At 64.4% G+C, this 16,636-nt stretch carries 15 protein-coding genes; 11 read left to right on the top strand and 4 right to left on the bottom strand.

Features of this window, described 5'->3' with window-relative positions; all coding sequences use genetic code 11:
- Positions 1 to 31: 31 nt before the first annotated feature.
- Positions 32 to 2,167: a TonB-dependent receptor gene (locus C6W88_RS11375; protein WP_108132508.1), complete on the bottom strand. Its 2,136-nt coding sequence runs from the start codon at positions 2,165 to 2,167 to the stop codon at positions 32 to 34.
- Between the two features lie 512 nt (positions 2,168 to 2,679).
- Between C6W88_RS11375 and C6W88_RS11370 the strand changes: the two genes are divergently transcribed.
- From C6W88_RS11370 to C6W88_RS11340, 7 genes are all read left to right on the top strand, one after another.
- Positions 2,680 to 3,594 (top strand): ABC transporter ATP-binding protein, encoded by a 915-nt coding sequence (locus C6W88_RS11370; protein ID WP_231498614.1) that lies wholly within the window; start codon positions 2,680 to 2,682, stop codon positions 3,592 to 3,594.
- Positions 3,591 to 4,604, top strand: coding sequence for a ferredoxin family protein (locus C6W88_RS11365; RefSeq protein WP_108132506.1), 1,014 nt, complete (start codon positions 3,591 to 3,593; stop codon positions 4,602 to 4,604). The genes C6W88_RS11370 and C6W88_RS11365 overlap by 4 nt, the downstream gene beginning before the upstream one ends.
- Positions 4,605 to 4,678: 74 nt before the next feature.
- The gene (gene fhuF / locus C6W88_RS11360; RefSeq protein ID WP_108132505.1) at positions 4,679 to 5,539 is read left to right on the top strand and encodes a siderophore-iron reductase FhuF; all 861 of its coding nucleotides are present in this window, start codon (positions 4,679 to 4,681) and stop codon (positions 5,537 to 5,539) included.
- 2 nt (positions 5,540 to 5,541) lie between these two features.
- A complete protein-coding gene (locus C6W88_RS11355; protein WP_108132504.1) occupies positions 5,542 to 6,564 on the top strand; it encodes a helix-turn-helix transcriptional regulator in 1,023 nt (340 codons plus the stop codon).
- Between the two features lie 497 nt (positions 6,565 to 7,061).
- On the top strand, positions 7,062 to 9,236 hold the full coding sequence (locus C6W88_RS11350) for a TonB-dependent siderophore receptor (protein WP_181248697.1): 2,175 nt from the start codon (positions 7,062 to 7,064) through the stop codon (positions 9,234 to 9,236).
- A 268-nt stretch (positions 9,237 to 9,504) separates the two neighbouring features.
- Entirely contained in the window at positions 9,505 to 9,780 is a 276-nt protein-coding gene (locus C6W88_RS11345) for a BrnT family toxin (protein WP_108132503.1), read from the top strand.
- Positions 9,740 to 10,030 (top strand): BrnA antitoxin family protein, encoded by a 291-nt coding sequence (locus C6W88_RS11340; protein ID WP_108132502.1) that lies wholly within the window; start codon positions 9,740 to 9,742, stop codon positions 10,028 to 10,030. The genes C6W88_RS11345 and C6W88_RS11340 overlap by 41 nt, the downstream gene beginning before the upstream one ends.
- A gap of 189 nt (positions 10,031 to 10,219) precedes the next feature.
- On the opposite strand, the gene C6W88_RS11335 is transcribed toward C6W88_RS11340, so the two are convergent.
- The 3 genes from C6W88_RS11335 to C6W88_RS11325 are packed head-to-tail and all read right to left on the bottom strand — an operon-like array spanning position 10,220 to position 12,668.
- A complete protein-coding gene (locus C6W88_RS11335) occupies positions 10,220 to 11,200 on the bottom strand; it encodes a 5-oxoprolinase subunit C family protein (RefSeq protein WP_108132501.1) in 981 nt (326 codons plus the stop codon).
- Entirely contained in the window at positions 11,197 to 11,919 is a 723-nt protein-coding gene (pxpB, locus tag C6W88_RS11330) for a 5-oxoprolinase subunit PxpB (protein ID WP_108132500.1), read from the bottom strand. The genes C6W88_RS11335 and pxpB overlap by 4 nt, the downstream gene beginning before the upstream one ends.
- A complete protein-coding gene (locus C6W88_RS11325) occupies positions 11,916 to 12,668 on the bottom strand; it encodes a 5-oxoprolinase subunit PxpA (RefSeq protein WP_108132499.1) in 753 nt (250 codons plus the stop codon). Before C6W88_RS11325 ends, pxpB begins: the two co-directional genes overlap by 4 nt.
- 314 nt (positions 12,669 to 12,982) lie before the next feature.
- Here C6W88_RS11325 and C6W88_RS11320 point away from each other — a divergent pair, with 314 nt between their 5' ends.
- The 4 genes from C6W88_RS11320 to C6W88_RS11305 all read left to right on the top strand — a co-directional run bounded on the left by C6W88_RS11320 (position 12,983) and on the right by C6W88_RS11305 (position 16,617).
- Positions 12,983 to 13,420: a VOC family protein gene (locus tag C6W88_RS11320; protein WP_045992313.1), complete on the top strand. Its 438-nt coding sequence runs from the start codon at positions 12,983 to 12,985 to the stop codon at positions 13,418 to 13,420.
- 131 nt (positions 13,421 to 13,551) lie between these two features.
- Entirely contained in the window at positions 13,552 to 14,544 is a 993-nt protein-coding gene (locus tag C6W88_RS11315; protein ID WP_108132498.1) for a TRAP transporter substrate-binding protein, read from the top strand.
- A gap of 156 nt (positions 14,545 to 14,700) precedes the next feature.
- Complete coding sequence (locus tag C6W88_RS11310; protein ID WP_108132497.1) at positions 14,701 to 15,258, top strand: TRAP transporter small permease; 558 nt, start codon at positions 14,701 to 14,703, stop codon at positions 15,256 to 15,258.
- A 54-nt stretch (positions 15,259 to 15,312) separates the two neighbouring features.
- The gene (locus C6W88_RS11305) at positions 15,313 to 16,617 is read left to right on the top strand and encodes a TRAP transporter large permease (RefSeq protein ID WP_045992316.1); all 1,305 of its coding nucleotides are present in this window, start codon (positions 15,313 to 15,315) and stop codon (positions 16,615 to 16,617) included.
- The last annotated feature ends 19 nt before the right edge of the window (positions 16,618 to 16,636 follow it).

Genomic DNA, 16,636 nt, shown 5'->3' with positions numbered 1-16,636 from the left:
TTTCCAGCCGCAGTGCTTACAAACGCGGCCTTTAGAAGTCGACGCTATACCCTACCGTCAGGGTACGACCACGACCGGCGAAGTAACGGTCGTCGTTGACCAGCGCGCTCTGGGAGTAGTAGGTGATGTAGTCCTCGTCGAGCAGGTTGGACACGCCCACATTCAGCTTGCCGGTAGGCAGTTGGTAGCCCACCGCTGCGTCCACCAGCAGATAGCCGTCGAACTCGCGATCGTCCTCGTCATAGGTCTCATCGAACGAGTAGTTGGCCTGGAGGAAGGTGGACACCTTGTCTGTCCAGTTGGCGGACCAGCTACCGATCAGACGATCCGGCGAGACATCGAGGCCGGACAGTTCGGCATCGAGGTCGCCATCGTCGTCGCTGTCATACAGCCCGGTCATGTGGGAGTAGGCCAGGCGACCGGAGTGGCGCTCGGTAAAGGCGTAGTCCACCGAGGCCTCGATACCGGTGATCTGGGTCTCCTGGCGGTTCATGATGAAGACGCCGTCTTCTTCGGTCAGGCGGCTGCCGAAGTCGGAGGTGGACTCGTAGTAGCTCAGCTCTGCCGACAGGCGATCCCCTTCGAAGCGCACGCCGGTCTCGACGTTTTCGGTCACGATGGGACGCAGGTTGTCGATGCTGTCGACGGACTGTCCCGGGGTATCGATGCCGCGCAGCGCACGACCGACATCAGGGATCGAGAAGCCTTCGGAGTAGTTGGCAAACAGGCTGACGCGATCGACAGGCTTCCACACCGCGCCGACGTTGTAGAGCGTCTCATCGAAGTCGGGATTGCCGCCCTCGACGTCGACGCCATTGTTGGCCCACACCGTCTGATAGTCATCGATATCCAGCTCGGCGTACTCGTAGCGTACCCCGGCGGACAGCAGCAACGAGTCGATCGGCTGCAGTTCGGCCTGGAAGAACGGCGACAGGTCGGTGTAATCGGTGGGCGGCACGTAAGTGCGGTTGCTCTGATACAGGTACTGCTCGGTCTCGTCGAACAGCGTATCGAAGCCACCGGTCAGCTTGAGCCGGTCATCCCACAGGTCGTCCTTGGTCAGCGAGACCTTGGTGCCGAACTTCTCGGTCTTGGCCGAGCTCTGGTCGTAGTAGGTGCCTACCGGCGCCAGTGACGGATCCTGGAAGCTGCTGGAGTCGGTGGCGCCGAACAACGCCTCGTAGTCCTGATAGTAGGCCTGGGCGCTCAGGTGCATGCCGGCCAGGTCGTAGTTCTCGTAGCTAAGCCCAGTGGTCCAGACCTCGTTGAAGGGGGCGTCGCCCTCGGGGGTGCCACGCTCGGAGGTGGTCGGAATCCCGGCGTCGCGATCGCCGGTCACGCTGACGTAGTCGTTGTGACCTTCGATGTCGTAGTGGTTGAGGGTGAACTGGATGCGCTGGTCATCGTCGATCCAGTAGGCGATCTTGCCGAGCAGGTCATAGCTGCGCGAGTCCATCAGGTCGCCCTGGGTGTTGTCGACACCGACCGGGTCGTCCTTGGCGTCCAGGTACAGCCCCTGGTCCTCGTAGCTCAGACCAAACAGGTAGTCGACGTTACCCTTGTTGCCGCTGAAGCCGTAGTCGGTCTTGTCGCTCAGGGTGTCCTCGTCCAGCTCGCTGGTCGGGGTGGTCATCTGCACGCCGAAGTGCTGATTGAAGGAACCCGGCTCCGGACGCTTGGTGATGATGTTGATCACCCCGCCGGCTGCGCCGACGCCGTTGGTGGCGTTGGCGCCCTGGATCACCTCGATCTGCTCCACCTGGGAGAAATCGATGGTGTGGGCCTCACGACCGGTCGGACGCAGCGGATTCGACTGGGGAATGCCGTCGATCAGAAACAGCGGTGTGCGGCCCCTCAAGGTCTCGCCGCTGCCGGTCATCTTCTGGCGGTTGGGCGAGTAGGACGGCAGCAGGTTGCTCAGGATCTGGGAGGAGTCGGTGGTCACGTCCAGCTGCTGGGCGATCTCCTCCTCGCTGATGATGCGCACGGTCTGCGGCGAATCTTCCTTGGTGGTGTTGGTCCGCGAGGCGGTCACCACCATGGTCGGGGCCTCGTCGGCACGGGCGCCGTTCGAGGAAGAGGTATCGACGGAGGTCTGCGCCGCGACCTGCTGTGCGGCCACCAGGCCAAGCAGTGAAACGGTGGGCCAGAGAGCATGACGTTTCATGTCGTGCATCGTTCCTTTTGCTAAATCGAATGATCGCGCAAACGCTGACTCGAGGTCTGGCGAGTCCCTCACGCCAGGACGTTGCTCTCGGACGTCGTCCCTGCCCCGTGCTGCCGCTCCCGGCGAGCGGTGGCGATGCGATTCGCCACCTTCCCGAAGGGCCGCACCTTACCGAAGCCTCGATGCCGCATTGCGTCGTTTATTGCCATCTCACATACAAATGAGAACGATTATCCTAATTAATCGCTTTCCTGCTGTCTACGAAATGCGAACCATTCGTTCGGCATAAGCTAACAACACACTGTGCTAAAACGCCGCGCGCCATGCCGACAAACCGCGCCGATACGGGCTTGGCCGGATTGAAAATGAGAATTTTTTGTCATACCGTGCTGCTGCCACACACCCCAGGCGGGCCTTGCATGACCTCATCTCAGCCTTCTTTGCCGACCACACCCTCGTCCAGCGCGGCACCCCGACACCGGTCCGATGCATTGTCAGATGGATCGTCTGACGTGCCGTCCGATGGATCGACCGCGGCGTCCGCGCTCGGCCACCAGTTGGCGGGACATTCTCTCAAGGTCGGCTACGAGGAACGGCTGGTACTGGACGGGGTGGATATCGCGGTGGCGCCAGGCAAGCTGACGGTGCTGCTCGGTCCCAACGGCAGCGGCAAGTCGACCCTGCTGAAGACCCTGGCACGCACCTTGAAGCCCCAGGGCGGTCAGGTGCTGCTCGACGGTCAGGATATCCACCGTCGCTCCACCCGCGAGGTCGCCCAGCATCTGGGACTGCTGCCCCAGGGGCCGACGGCACCGGAGGGGCTGAGCGTGCGCCAGCTGGTGGCAATGGGACGCTTTCCCCACCAGCGCCTGTGGCAACGCGATGCCCGTCGCGACGCCGAGGTGGTCAAGCAGGCGATGGCCTACACCCGGGTCACCGAGTTCGCCGAACGCCACGTCGACACCCTGTCCGGTGGACAGCGCCAGCGCTGCTGGATCGCCATGGTGCTGGCCCAGCAGACCGACCTGATCCTGCTCGATGAGCCCACCACCTTTCTTGACCTCAAGGTCCAGGTGGACCTGCTGGAGTTGCTCTCGGGACTGGCCCACGACCAGGGGCGCACCCTGCTTTTGGTGTTGCACGACCTCAACCTGGCCGCCGCCTACGCCGACGAGCTGGTGATGATGCGCGACGGCCGCATCCTCACCAGCGGCGCACCGCGAGAGGTGTTCACCGCCGATAATCTGAAGCGCGTCTTCGACCTGGATGCCCACGTCATGATCGACCCTGAAAGCGGCAAGCCGCTGTGCGTACCTTTGCTGGGGCGCCGCGAATCGCAGACGCCGCAGCAGAGACCAACCGACGAGTCGCCGGCGCTGCACACTCAGGCAAGGCATCCTTCGACAACGTCAGGGCCGAGGCCATGAGCCACGTCTTCTGCACCGACCTGTCTCGCGAAGCGGGGGATCCGCTGCCCGGCAGCGGCGCCCACGCCGAGCGCAATCTCTTGATCAGCTGGCCCCGGGCCAGGTGGCAGCGCAACCTGCGCCACGCCAGCGACATGGCCCCCGAGCTGGCAGCACAACTCGACGCCCTGGCCGCCAGCGGTCGCCGAGTCAATCTGATCCATCGTCGTGATCAGCCTGCCGAGGTCCACGAGGTGATCCTGATGCCGGAGCGTCGGCGTCTCCAGCTCGAGCGCAGCGCGCTGTTGGCCTTTGTCGAGGCGTTGGCGGCGAGCGAGGATCTCGAGCGCTGGCCGTCCACACCACAGCACCACGACCTGGTGCTGTGCTGCACCCACGGCAAGAAGGACAAGTGCTGCGCGCGCTACGGCTATCGCAGCTACAAGGCGCTGGCCCGCGCCGTGGAGGAGCATCGCCTGCCCTTCGACGTGTGGGAGAGCAGCCACCTGGGCGGTTGCCGCTTCGCCGCGAGCATCATCCTGCTGTCACCGGTGCGCAAGTACGGGCGTATCGAGCCCGACCAGGCCCTGCCGATGCTGCAAGCCGAGGCGCAGGGACAACGCTTCCTGCCCGGCTATCGCGGAGCCTCCCACCTGACCCCGGCCCAGCAGTGCGCCGAGGTCGCCGCGCTCCAGTGGCTGGCCAGGGACTTGGCCCTGCCCTGCGTCGAACTGGCGCTGGTGGAGGACAACGCCCTGGCACCGGAGGAGATGCCCGGCCAGCACACATACAGCGACAGCGACAACGAACCGCAATACCGGCGCCAGATCTGGCGCTGGCGCAAGTCCGGCGAGGGCGAGGGCAAGGCCAAGGGCGAGAGAGCGAGCGGTGAGCTGGTCGTCCATTGCCATACCCTCACGCTTGCACGGATCGACATGTGCTCGGATATCGACCAGGGGCCCAGCCCCAGCCAGGTCTGGCGGGCCGCCAGCGTTCAGTCGATCGACGCCGGCTATCGGCAATATTCTTGATAACAATTCGCATTTAATTTATGGTGTCCACCGTTGGTCTTATGACCTCAAGCCTCCGGCCTGCAGGACACCCCATGACATCAGCGCTGCCTCGTCTGTATTGCGGTCCCCTGGAACACCTTGCCGTACCCACCGTCGCGGCCGAGCTACCCGACGACGCCATGCCTGCCGAGCGTCTGCTCGAACCTGGCGTGCTGGACGAATTGCTCGAGCGCTTCGCCGCCCAGTACCAGGGCGATGACCTCAAGGCGGTGGCCTCGCTCTGGTCCAAGTGGCATTTCAGCGCCATGGCCGCCCATACCCTGGCCTCCAACCTGCTGCTGGAGCGCGACCTGCCGGTAGCGCTGGATCAGATGGGTCTCTATCTCAGCGACAGCGGCCAGACAACCGGCATCGCCCTGCCCCATGAAGGCACCCCGCTGGGGTCGCTGGACGCCTTCGAGCGCTTCGAACGCCTGCTGCAGGGGCATGTGGCACCGCTGGTCGACATGCTGGGCTGCGTCTCCGGGGCCTCTCCCAAGGTGTTCTGGAGCAACTTCGGCAACTACTTCGAGTACTTTGCCAAGGCTGCCGTGCACCACCCCATGGCCTCACCTGGGCTCGGCGACGAGGCGCTGCGCCTGATCGACCACCGGGTCTACCCGGATGGCCGGCGCAATCCCCTGTTCATGCCGGTGCGCTACCTGCCCGACGAACACGGCGAGACCCAGCGCACACGGCGGCTATGTTGCCTGCGCTATCGGTTAGAGGACTTCGGCTGCTGCGGCAACTGCCCGCTGGACGATGCCGCCGTTGCCAGGGCGAGCAGCACGACCAGCAACAAGACCGGCAACAAGGTCAGGCAGCCCAGGACCACAGCGATGCCTCAGAGCACGGGGGCAGTGGTGCAGACCTTCCCCTCCCGCGGCGAAGCCCGCCGCCTGGTCGCAAGCTGAAGATGAGCGCTGCAAGCCACGCGCAAGCCTGCGAGTCGAGTGGCGATCAGCCTCGCTCGCGCCCGCTGGCCGGAGCCGCCGCGGGACTTGGTGATACCCGGGTCATCCGCGCGCGGGACTTTCTGCGATTCGGCCAGCGCCACGGCATCGACTACCGCTTCGACGGCGCCCGCTTCCCGGCGGTGGCCCACCACCTGGAAATTCTCAGAGGCCGCGTCATCGAGGAAGAGGTGCGCAGCGGCTGGCATCTGACCTTTTCCGATGTCGAGGTGCTCAAGCCCTACGACTCCTGCTCCACCATGGCCTCGCCGCTGTTCGTGTGCGTGGTGATGGAAGGCGCCATCGTGGTCGACACCGGGGGACGGCGGCAGCGGCTCACCGCCGGCAGCGCACTGAGCGCCCGGCTCGCCGATCAGGTTTCCCTGCGCGTGCATCAGGATGAGGGGCAGCGGTTGCGCACCCTGAACCTGTCGCTGGACCAGGCTGCGATCGCCTCGTTGAGCCAGCGCCCGGACATCACCGAACTGCTCGACGCCCCGCGTCCCCATCTGCACGTCTGGCCACTGCCCGGCTACCTGGCGCCGATGCTCGAACAGGCGGTCATGCCGCAGCCTTCCCCCGGCCAGCGCCAGCTCTTGATGGAGGCCATTGGCCTGCAACTACTGGCCCACGGCCTGCGACATCCCGGCCCGCGCCAGCGCGGTGACCTGCCCCTGCCGGAGCGCCAGCGGCTGGAGCGGATCCGCCAGCGGCTGCACGACTTTCCCGCCGAGTCCTACTGCCTCGAGCAGCTGGCGGCGATGGCGTCCATGAGCGCCTCGGGCCTGCGCGCCAAGTTCCAGCGCCTGTTCGGCGTTTCGGTCTTCGACTACCTGCGAGAACGCAGACTGACCCTGGCCCACGAGCTGCTGGCCCAGGGCGCCAGCGTGCAGCAGGCCGCTTTCGAGAGCGGCTACAGCCACGCCTCCAACTTCTCTACCGCCTTTCGGCGGCGCTTCGGGGTCTCACCCCGCGACGTTGGCTAGACGTTTCCAGGACCTTCGCCCTTCGCCCAGCCCCCCTGGGCAACTCTCCCCCCGAGACCTCAACTGGACGCAGTACACCGCAACGGCACCCAGCCGTCGGGCGGTGCTTCGTCGATGACTGGACCCACTACATTAGCTAGGCGCTGTCCGAAAAGTCGACGAGCGAAGGTTAGACAAGGCAAAAATCGGTGAGAAAGCGCAGTTTACGGGGTGTAAATGAGCATTTTGACCGGGCTGGCGCACCAGCCGATTTTTAACGCCGTATTACCGAGCGCAGGCACTTTTCAGACAAGCCCTAGCACTCGCTACGCCGATCGCACTTGTCTACTGAGGTTTCATTATCGGTGCAGGTCCTGTCACCCCGCATAAGGTTCTTGGCGCCGCGCATAAACAGGCCCACTCGCAAAATGTAATAATTCGCATTACCGAAACATGACCGCTTTGTTCAGGTGCCTACCCCGTGGCGCCATTCCCTGCTCCCAATGGTAAGCGACAACATGCGTATCACCTCGACCCTGCCCTTCGCGCTGACGCCTTTCGCCCTGAAACCTTTCGCCTTGAAAGCTGGCCCGGCGCTGTTGGCGGCCAGCGTATCCTCCGCCGCACTGGCCCAGACCACCCTCAGTGACAATGCCGTCAATGCTGGCACCTCCACCAATACCGAACTGGGCACCATGACGGTTACCGGCCAGGCCGCCACCAAGACCGATACGCCCTTCCTCGAGACGCCCCAGGCCACCTCGACGGTCAGCGCCGAGCAGATCGAGCAACGTGGTGCCCAGACGGTGCAGCGGGCGCTGGACTACACTCCAGGGGTCTATACCAACCAGGTCGGGTCGTCCAACCGCTACGACTATCTGGTACTGCGAGGCTTCTCCGACGGCAGCCTGAGCAATACCTTCCTCGACGGCCTCAAGCTGATGGGCGACACCAACAGCTTCAGCTCGCTGAAGGTCGACCCCTGGATGCTCGAAAGCATCGAGGTGGTAAAGGGACCGGCCTCGGTGCTCTATGGTCGCGCCTCCCCTGGCGGCCTGGTCGCGCTGACCAGCAAGCGCCCCGAGTTCAGCGACACCCCCACCGGCGAGGTGCAGGTCGGCTTCGGCAACAATGACCAGCAGCGCGCCGCCTTCGATGTCACCGGCAGTGTCGACGAAGGCCAGCGTGCCGCCTTCCGCCTGACCGGCATCGCCCGCTCCTCGGATACCCAGTTCGATCAGGTCGAGGAAGAGAGCTACGCCATCGCGCCGTCGCTGACCTGGGACATCACCGACGCCACCACCCTCAACCTCAACGCCTACGTCTCGCGTGAGCCCGAGGGCGGCTATCACGCCGGTCTGCCCTACGACGGCACGGTGACCAGCCATGCCGGCGGGCATATCGACAACACCTTCTTCGAGGGCGAGGACGACTACGACAACTTCGAGCGCGACCAGACCCTGCTGGGCTATGAGCTGGAGCACCGTTTCGGCAACGGCATCACCGCTCGCCAGAAGCTCAAGTATCTGGAATCCGACGTCGAGATGGACCAGGTCTACGCCTACGGCTGGGCCAACGACACCGAGCTCAACCGCTACTACTCCGGCGCCGACGAAGACCTCGAGGCCTGGACCGTGGACAACCAGCTCGAAGCCAACTTTTCCACCGGCGGCTTCGAGCACCGGGTGCTGACCGGGTTCGATTACCAGACCCGCGAGAACGACGTGGTCTGGTCCGGGGGCACCTTCCCCAACATCGACGCCTTCAACCCGAGCTACGGTGCTGGCCCCATCGGCGATATCGTCGTGACCACCCGTGAAAAGCACGAACTCGACCAGACCGGCGTCTATCTGCAGGACCAGCTCAGCTGGGATCGCTGGCACCTGACCCTGGGTGGCCGCTATGACTGGGTCGATATCGAGAACACCAACCTCGATAGCGGCGACAGCTCGGATCTCGACGAAACCCAGTTCAGCGGCCGCGCTGGCCTGCTCTACGCCTTCGACAACGGCGTCTCGCCCTACGCCAGCTACTCGACCGCCTTCACCCCGACCAGCTTCGTCGATGCCTCCGGCGATCTGCTCGAGCCGATGGAGGGCGAGCAGGTGGAAACCGGGCTCAAGTACCAGCCGTTGGGTACCCAGGACCAGTACTCCATCGCCCTGTTCCATATCACCCAGGAAAACGTGGCCACCAAGGAGCAGCCCACCGATCCGTATCGTGCCGTGGGCGAGATCGAATCCCAGGGGATCGAGCTCGAGGCGCGCACTCAGCTCACCGAGGCACTGAGCCTCCAGGCCGGCTACGCCTACACCGACATCACCTACGCCGAAAGCGATGACCCCAGCGAGGAAGGCAACGACGCCATCTACTCGCCCAAGCACATTGCCTCGGTGTGGGGCTACTACGACTTCCTCAAGGGACCGCTGGCCGGACTCAACACCGGCCTCGGGGTGCGCTACCACGCCGATATCCAGGCCGACCGCGACAACACCAAGTCGGTCCCGGACTACACCCTGGTCGACGCCACCCTGGGCTATGACTTCAGCCAGGTCGGACTGACCAACGTCAGCGGCCGCCTCAACGTCAGCAACCTGCTGGACGAGGACTACGTGGCCTCCTGCAACTCGCTCGAATTCTGCTACTTCGGCGCCGAGCGCAGCGTCAGCGCTACCCTGAGCTATCGTTTCTAGAAGACCAGCGCTCACCGGTAAATTACCAAAGCAGCCTCGTCACCGGCCCTCGCCCCCGAGGGCCGGTGCGTCCTGGTTTCAGGCGGAATAAAAAGCGACAACACCGATGGTGTCCGCAAAGCGACCTGCGTCAACTCTTCTGTGGTGTGGCGTCTGCCAATACCTTCACCGAGGCTGACCAGGCCCGGATCCAGCCATCGAGCAGTACGGAGTTGACGATGCACTATTAATTGGGGGTACACTAAAAAACATCAAGGAGAATCCCGCCGTGGCCGAGATCGAATACGACCTCAACAAGCGGGCAACCACCCTGGAAGAGAGAGGGTTGGATTTCGAGGATGCTCCGCTGCTGTTTGCGCAAGCACACATCAGCCGAGAAGATGCCAGGCAGGACTATGGCGAGACTCGCATCATTACCGTGGGCACATTGCACCATCGTATGGTGGTGATGGTGTGGACATGGCGGGACACCAAGCGCCGTATCATCTCCATGAGGTATGCCAATGAGCGTGAACAAAGGCGATTCCACCCCTACTTGGGTTGACCCCGACGATGCACCGGAATTGACCGAAGAGTGGCTGGAGGGCGCCCACCTTTATCGGGGCGACCAGTTGCTGAAGCGGGGCCGCGGCCGCCCTCCTCTGGAACGCCCCAAGATCGCGGTCAAGGTTCGCTATGACCAGGATGTGATCGACACCTTTCGCGCCTCTGGAAAGGGCTGGCAGACACGAATGAACCTCGCCCTGCGTCGATTTCTTGCCGAACATGATGTCAGCGAGTTGGATCAGCGATAAAAAACTACCGTAGCTAACATCAGGGGCGTTCCGGTGGCGGGTGCCCGTTCCCGATAGTCCCCATACCCGTCGGGTCAGAAATAGCGGACAGAAACGGGCACCTAGCCCTATTTTCAGCAAATTGCTGGCGCGTTTACGCCAACGTTTAATGCACCACCGGTGTTCACCTGGCAGCTCACACCCTGCCTCTCAGTTCCCAGAGTCATGGTTCCAACGGGCAAGCTGCCTCAGATGGTCATCGCGGGCACGCTCCGGCGACTCCGGCACCAGGCGCACCTCGGTGCCAGGCAGGCACTGGGCCAGACGGGCGCAGGCCAGCGGGGTCAGCGCCCCCAGGCGCGGGTAGCCGCCGATAGTCTGGCGGTCGTTCATCAGAATGATCGGCTGGCCGTCCGGCGGTACCTGCACCGCCCCCAGCGGAATGCCCTCCGACACCATACCGCTCATGCTGCCCTCAAGCTGCGGCCCGGTCAGGCGAATCCCCATGCGATCGGCGCGCTGATCCAGCGTCCAGACGTCATTGAAGGCGCGATACAGGCTGGTGCCCGAGAAGCTCGCGATCTGGGCCCCGGGCACCAGCGACAGCGCCAGTGGCCCGTCGCTTGCCGTGACCAGAGCCCCCTGCTCTCGATCAGCGTCCCGCTGCCCCTTGTCGGCGTCCCGCCGTGGCAGGCGACGATCGCCGCCCGAGGGCCGATCCTGCTTTGGCGTCAGCACGTCGCCCTGGGCCAGCGGCTTGCCGAAACCGTCGAGGCCACCGAGCCCTTCACGCACGGTGCTCGTGACGCTGCCCATGATGGCGCTCGCCTCGATCCCGCCCGGCAGTGCCAGATAGGTGCGCAGGCCACTTTTCGGCCTCTCGAACACCAGCCGCTGACCACGCTTGAGCGTTACCGGTTCCGCCAAAGTCATGGGTTCGCCGTCCAGAGTCGCGCCCAGGTCGGCCCCGGCCAGCGCCACACTCATGTCGGCCTCGGCCACCAGCGCAAGGCCGCCCACCATGATCTCGATGCCGGGGGCGTCCGGGGCGTTGCCCAGCAGCCAGTTGGCCCAGCCCAGCGCCACCCAGTCCATGGCACCGCCCTGGGTCACGCCCAGATGGCGCACGCCCTGGCGACCACCATCGACCACCAGCGCCAGGGGACCTGCGCGTTCCACCTTGAGACTCATGCGCCGCTCTCCTCGGCCGGGGGTTGGGGAGTGGTGTCGCCACCCTGCGCCTCGAAGGTGGCACGGTCGATGGCCACAAAGCGCACGCGATCGCCGGGCTTGAACAGGGTGTAACCCTCGCGCTCGCGATCGAACAGCCGGGTGGCGGTGCGTCCGATCAGGTTCCAGCCGCCAGGCGACGGCGCGGGATAGACGGCGGTCTGGCGATCGGCGATGCCGACGCTGCCCGCGGCCACCTTCTGGCGCGGTGTCTTGAGTCGAGGCGTGGCCAGGGCGTCCTCGACCAGCCCCATGAAGCCGTAGCCGGGAGCAAACCCCAGCGCGAAGACGCTGTAGTCGTGGGCACAGTGGCGCTCGATGACCTGATCGGCGGTGATGCCTGCGCGCTGAGCGATCAGCTCAAGCTCAGGGCCGACGCTTGCGTCATACCACACCGGGATCTCGTGCAGGCTGCCGTCCTCCGTCGCCCGAGGCGAAAGGTTCGCCAGGGCCTCGCCGAGGCGCGCTCGGGCCTCGCCAAGCGACAGCCTGCGGATATCGAGCTGCACCAGTACCGTGGTGTAGGACGGCACCACCTCCAGGGCATCCTCACCCAGCCGCTCGCGGATGGCGTCCACCGCCGCCAGCACCCAGGGCATATGCGACTCGTCGATGGCGTCGAACAGCCGCACGATCAGGCTGTCGAAGGCCACCGTCTCCAGACGTGGGCTCGGCGTCATGCCCCCTCCAGCTGGTCGAAGGCCTCGCGGATGGCACGCACCGCCGCCACTGAACTCTCGTTGTCGCCGTGCACGCACAGGGTATCGGCGGGAAGGACCAGTTTGGTGCCGTCGCGGGCGGTCAGCGCCTCGCCCCGGGCCAGGGTCACCGCCTGGCCGACGATGGTGTCCTCATCGTGATGCACCGCGTCTGGCTCACGCCGGGATACCAGCCGACCTTCGCCGTCATAGGCACGGTCGGCGAACACCTCGAACCACAGGCTGACGCCCTCCTCCTCGGCAAGCGCCCTCACACCGGCGGTGTCGGCGGTGGACATCACCAACAGCGGCAGGCTTTCGTCATAGGCCTTGACCGCGCGCATGGTGGCGCGCAGCAATTCCATATTGGTGGCCATGTCGTTATAGAGCGCGCCGTGGGGCTTGACGTAGCCGACCCTGGTGCCCTCGGCACGACAGACGCCGTCGAGGGCACCGATCTGGTAGAGCAGCAGATTCTCGGCTTCGCTCGGGGACACCGCCAGGCTGCGCCGGCCAAAACCCACCAGGTCGGGATAGCCGGGGTGGGCGCCGATCAGCACCTCGTTGGCCACCGCGTAGCCTACGGTGCGTCGCATCACGTCAGGGTCGCCGGCGTGGAAGCCGCAGGCGATGTTGGCGCAGTCGATATAGGGCATCACGTCGGCGTCACGGCCCATCTTCCAGGCACCAAAGCTCTCGCCAACGTCGCAGTTGAGTCGGGGTATCGGCATGAGGGCAGCCTCTGTTGTCGACGTCCTTTGGTGAACCTTCGCTAACGGACGTCAGGTGGTTAACGAACCTGTTATTGTCGTCTTCCGCTGTCTTCTGTCGCCATCGTGGCGCCCAGCGCGCGCTCCGAGCGCTTGCCTTCGAGCCCTTTCGCAGATGCTTCGATCGCGTTGCCGGGGCGCCACACAATATTCTCTTGTCAGTTGAATCTAACGCCCGAGTCGATTCCCGACAAATTCGGCAAGAAGATTGACGCCACGATCCTCCCCGGCCAAGAATCAGTGATATACCCCTTCACCTACTCCGGAGTTTCCCCATGGCCGTCAGCGACCCCTTCCATCTTGCCATTCAGGTCCGTGATATCGACGAGGCCCGCGAGTTCTATGGCAACTTTCTCGGCTGCCCCGAAGGCCGCAGCTCCGAGTCCTGGGTCGACTTCGACCTCTACGGCCATCAGTTCGTCTGCCACCTGAACCCCGGTCTCAAGGACGCCGCCGACGCTGCCCACAAGAACCCGGTGGACGGCCACGGTGTGCCGGTGCCGCACTTCGGCGTGGTACTGGAAATGGACGCCTGGGAGGCCCTGGCCGAGAAGCTCAAGTCCCATGGCGTCAAGTTCGAGATCGAACCCTACATCCGCTTCAAGGGCGAGCCCGGCGAGCAGGCCACCATGTTCTTCAAGGACCCGTCCGGCAACGCACTGGAGTTCAAGGCGTTCAAGGATCGCGAAAGCCAGCTGTTCAAGAAGGCCTGAGAGCCCAGCGGCATCGGCAAGGCGGCTTGATCTTCAACGCCATCCTGCCCGATGCTGCATAGTCAGACTGATACCTCCATCACGACACGTCGTTTTCACAGCCACGTTTCTACAACAACAAGGTAGGCATCATGACTCGATACTCCTCCCTGGGGCTGGCCGTTGCCGTGGCCACACTCTCCACCGCCACTGCGGTCAGCAGCGCCCAGGCCGCCGAATGGAATCTGGCGACGCCCTATGGGGATGCCAGCTTCCACACCGAGAACACCAAGCAGTTTGCCGAGGACGTGCGCGAAGCCACCGATGGCGAGCTCGACATCACCGTGCACTCCGGCGGTTCGCTGATCAGCCACGGCGAGATCAAGCCATCGGTGCGCCGTGGTACCGTTCAGGCCGGCGAGATCTTCATGTCGATCCTGTCCAACGAGTCGCCGGTGTTCGAGCTGGACACCCTGCCGGGGCTCGCCGGCAGCTACGACGAGGCCTGGGAGCTGTGGCAGGCGAGCAAGCCGGTGATCGAGGAGCTGTTCGCCGAGCAGGGCATGAAGCCGCTGTACGCGGTGCCCTGGCCGTCACAGGGTATCTACACCGACTTCGAGTTGAATGACCCCGCCCAGTTCGAGGGGCTCAGGGTAAGAGCGCCCAACATCAATACCCAGCGCCTGACCGAGAACCTCGGCGGCCTGCCCACCGAGACCGAAGAATCGGACATCCCTACCGCCTTCTCCACCGGTCGGGTCGACGCCATGATCACCTCGGTGTCCACCGGCGAGTCGATGGCGGCCTGGGACTATGTCTCCCACTTCTCCGACGCCAACCTGTGGATTCCGAAGAACATCATCTTCGTCAATCAGAAGGCCTTCGATCGCCTGGATGAGGCGACCCAGCAAGCGCTGATGGAAGCGGCGACCGAGGCCGAAGAGCGCGGCTGGGAGGCCAGCAAGGCCGATATGGAAGGCAGCGCCCAGGCCCTGGAGGAAAACGGCATCACCATTGGCGAGCCCAACGAGGCAGTGGCCGGAGCCCTTTCCGAGGCCGGTGACAAGCTCTTCCAGGACTGGGAGAGCCGCGCCGATGACCGGGCCAAGGCGCTGATCGAGGACTACCGCGCCAATACCGAATAGCGCTCGGGACGAGCGGTGAGGGGTGTCCTCGCCGCTCGTTCGTTGTCCCGTTCACGGCCTGTCTTTCGCAACACGCCACGTCGCGGCGCCGTGCAAGAAAGGTGCGGTCAACGACTCACGGACAACGTATCGCTCCACTGACGCCAAGGATCGCCCATGAAGTTTCGCCTGATGCCGCTTTACCGCCTTGGTGGGCTAGGTGCGGCCGCCTCCATGGTCGCCATCTGCGGCCTGATCACCATCCAGGTGCTGTTTCGCCTGCTGGATGCCCTGCTGGTGCTGTTCGGCAGCGCGCGTCTTGGCCTCGAGATCACCGGGGTGTCGGAACTGGCGTCCTTCCTGCTGGTGGGCGCGACCTTTCTCGGCATGGCCTACACCTTCAGCCACCACGCCCACATCCGCATGTCGCTGGTGATCCAGCGCCTGCCGGCGGCGGTGCGCGCCTTCACCGAGCTGTTCTGCCTGGCGGTGGCTTCGGCGCTCAATGCGCTGTTGTGCGTATCGCTGTGGCAACTGATGCACGAGAGCCTCGAGTTCGACGACGTCTCCTCGGGACTGCTCGCCGTTCCGCTGTGGATTCCCCAGCTGGCGTTGCTGGTCGGCATGGCGCTGATGAGCCTGGCCCTGGCCGAAGCGCTGATCCACACCGCCAGACAGGCGCTGACGGCGCCACGCCGCTTCGAGGCCCCGGACGAGGAACCCAGCCATGACTGACTTGAGGATTCCTGTTCGCCTGCAGCGCCTGTCTCGCCAGGAGGGCTTGCCGAGATGCTGACGATCAGTCTTGTCACCCTGCTGGCGCTGGCGGTGCTGCTCGGCAGCGGCGTGTGGATCGCCTACGCCCTGCTCGGCACCGGCTTTATCGTGCTGACGCTGTTCTTCCCGCTGGAGCCCGGCCCGATCCTGGCCTCGGACTTCTGGGGCGCCAGCTACGGCTGGGACCTGACCGCGCTGCCGATGTTCGTGTGGATGGGCGAGATCCTGTTTCGCTCGGGGCTCGCCAACAACATGTTCCAGGCGCTGTCGCCCTGGCTCGGACGTATTCCCGGACGCCTGTTGCATTCCAACATCATCGGCAGCGGGCTGTTTGCCGCGGTCTGCGGCTCCTCGGCGGCGACTTGCGCCACCGTCGGCAAGATGACCCTGCCGGAGCTTGAAAAGCGCGGCTACGACAACGACCTGGCCATCGGTACCCTGGCCAGCGCCTCGACCTTGGGGCTGTTGATTCCCCCATCGATCATGATGATCGTCTACGGCGTGGTCACCGAACAGTCGATCTCGCGGCTGTTCATCGCCGGTGTCGGGCCGGGACTGATGCTGCTCGGTCTGTTCATGACCTACGTGATCGGCTGGTCGCTGCTGGTGGGCAATCGTCGTGGCGCGGTGGGCAAGCGCGACAGCGACATGCCGCTGCGCCAGAAGCTGTCGGGAAGCCTGCAACTGCTGCCGCTGCTGGCGCTGATCGGCGGCATCCTCGGCAGCATCTACGGCGGGCTTGCCTCGCCCACCGAGGCCGCCGCCTCGGGGGTCGTGCTGTCGATGCTGATCGCTCGAGCCAACGGCCACTTCAACAGCACTATCTTCAAAGACGCCCTGTTCGCCGCGGTGCGCACCTCCTGCATGATCGCCTTCATCATCGCCGGGGCCTCGTTTCTTTCCTCGGCCATGAGCTTCACCCAGCTGCCCATGGACCTGGCCGAGAAGATCGGCGCCATGGGTCTGTCACCGGCCTGGCTGCTGGTGGTGCTGACCCTGTTCTTGCTGGTGCTGGGCTGCTTTCTCGACGGTATCTCGCTGATCCTGCTGGTCACCTCGATCATCATGCCGGTGATCGAGACCGCCGGCTTCGATCTGATCTGGTTCGGCATCTACCTGGTCATCGTGGTCGAGATGTCGCAGATCACCCCGCCGGTGGGCTTCAACCTGTTCGTGATCCAGGGCCTGACCGGGCGCGACATCATGTCGATCACCCGCGCCACGCTACCGTTCTTCCTGCTGATGATTGTGGCCATCGTGCTGATGAGCCTGTTCCCGGGCATCGCCACCTATCTGCCCCAGGCGATGAGTGGCTGATAGACTAGTTGACAAGATG

Source organism: Halomonas litopenaei (genome assembly GCF_003045775.1).
GTDB classification, from domain to species: Bacteria; Pseudomonadota; Gammaproteobacteria; order Pseudomonadales; family Halomonadaceae; genus Halomonas; species Halomonas litopenaei.
The sequence above is the reverse complement of the archived record's forward strand: the minus strand, read 5'-3'. Positions and strand labels throughout refer to the sequence as shown.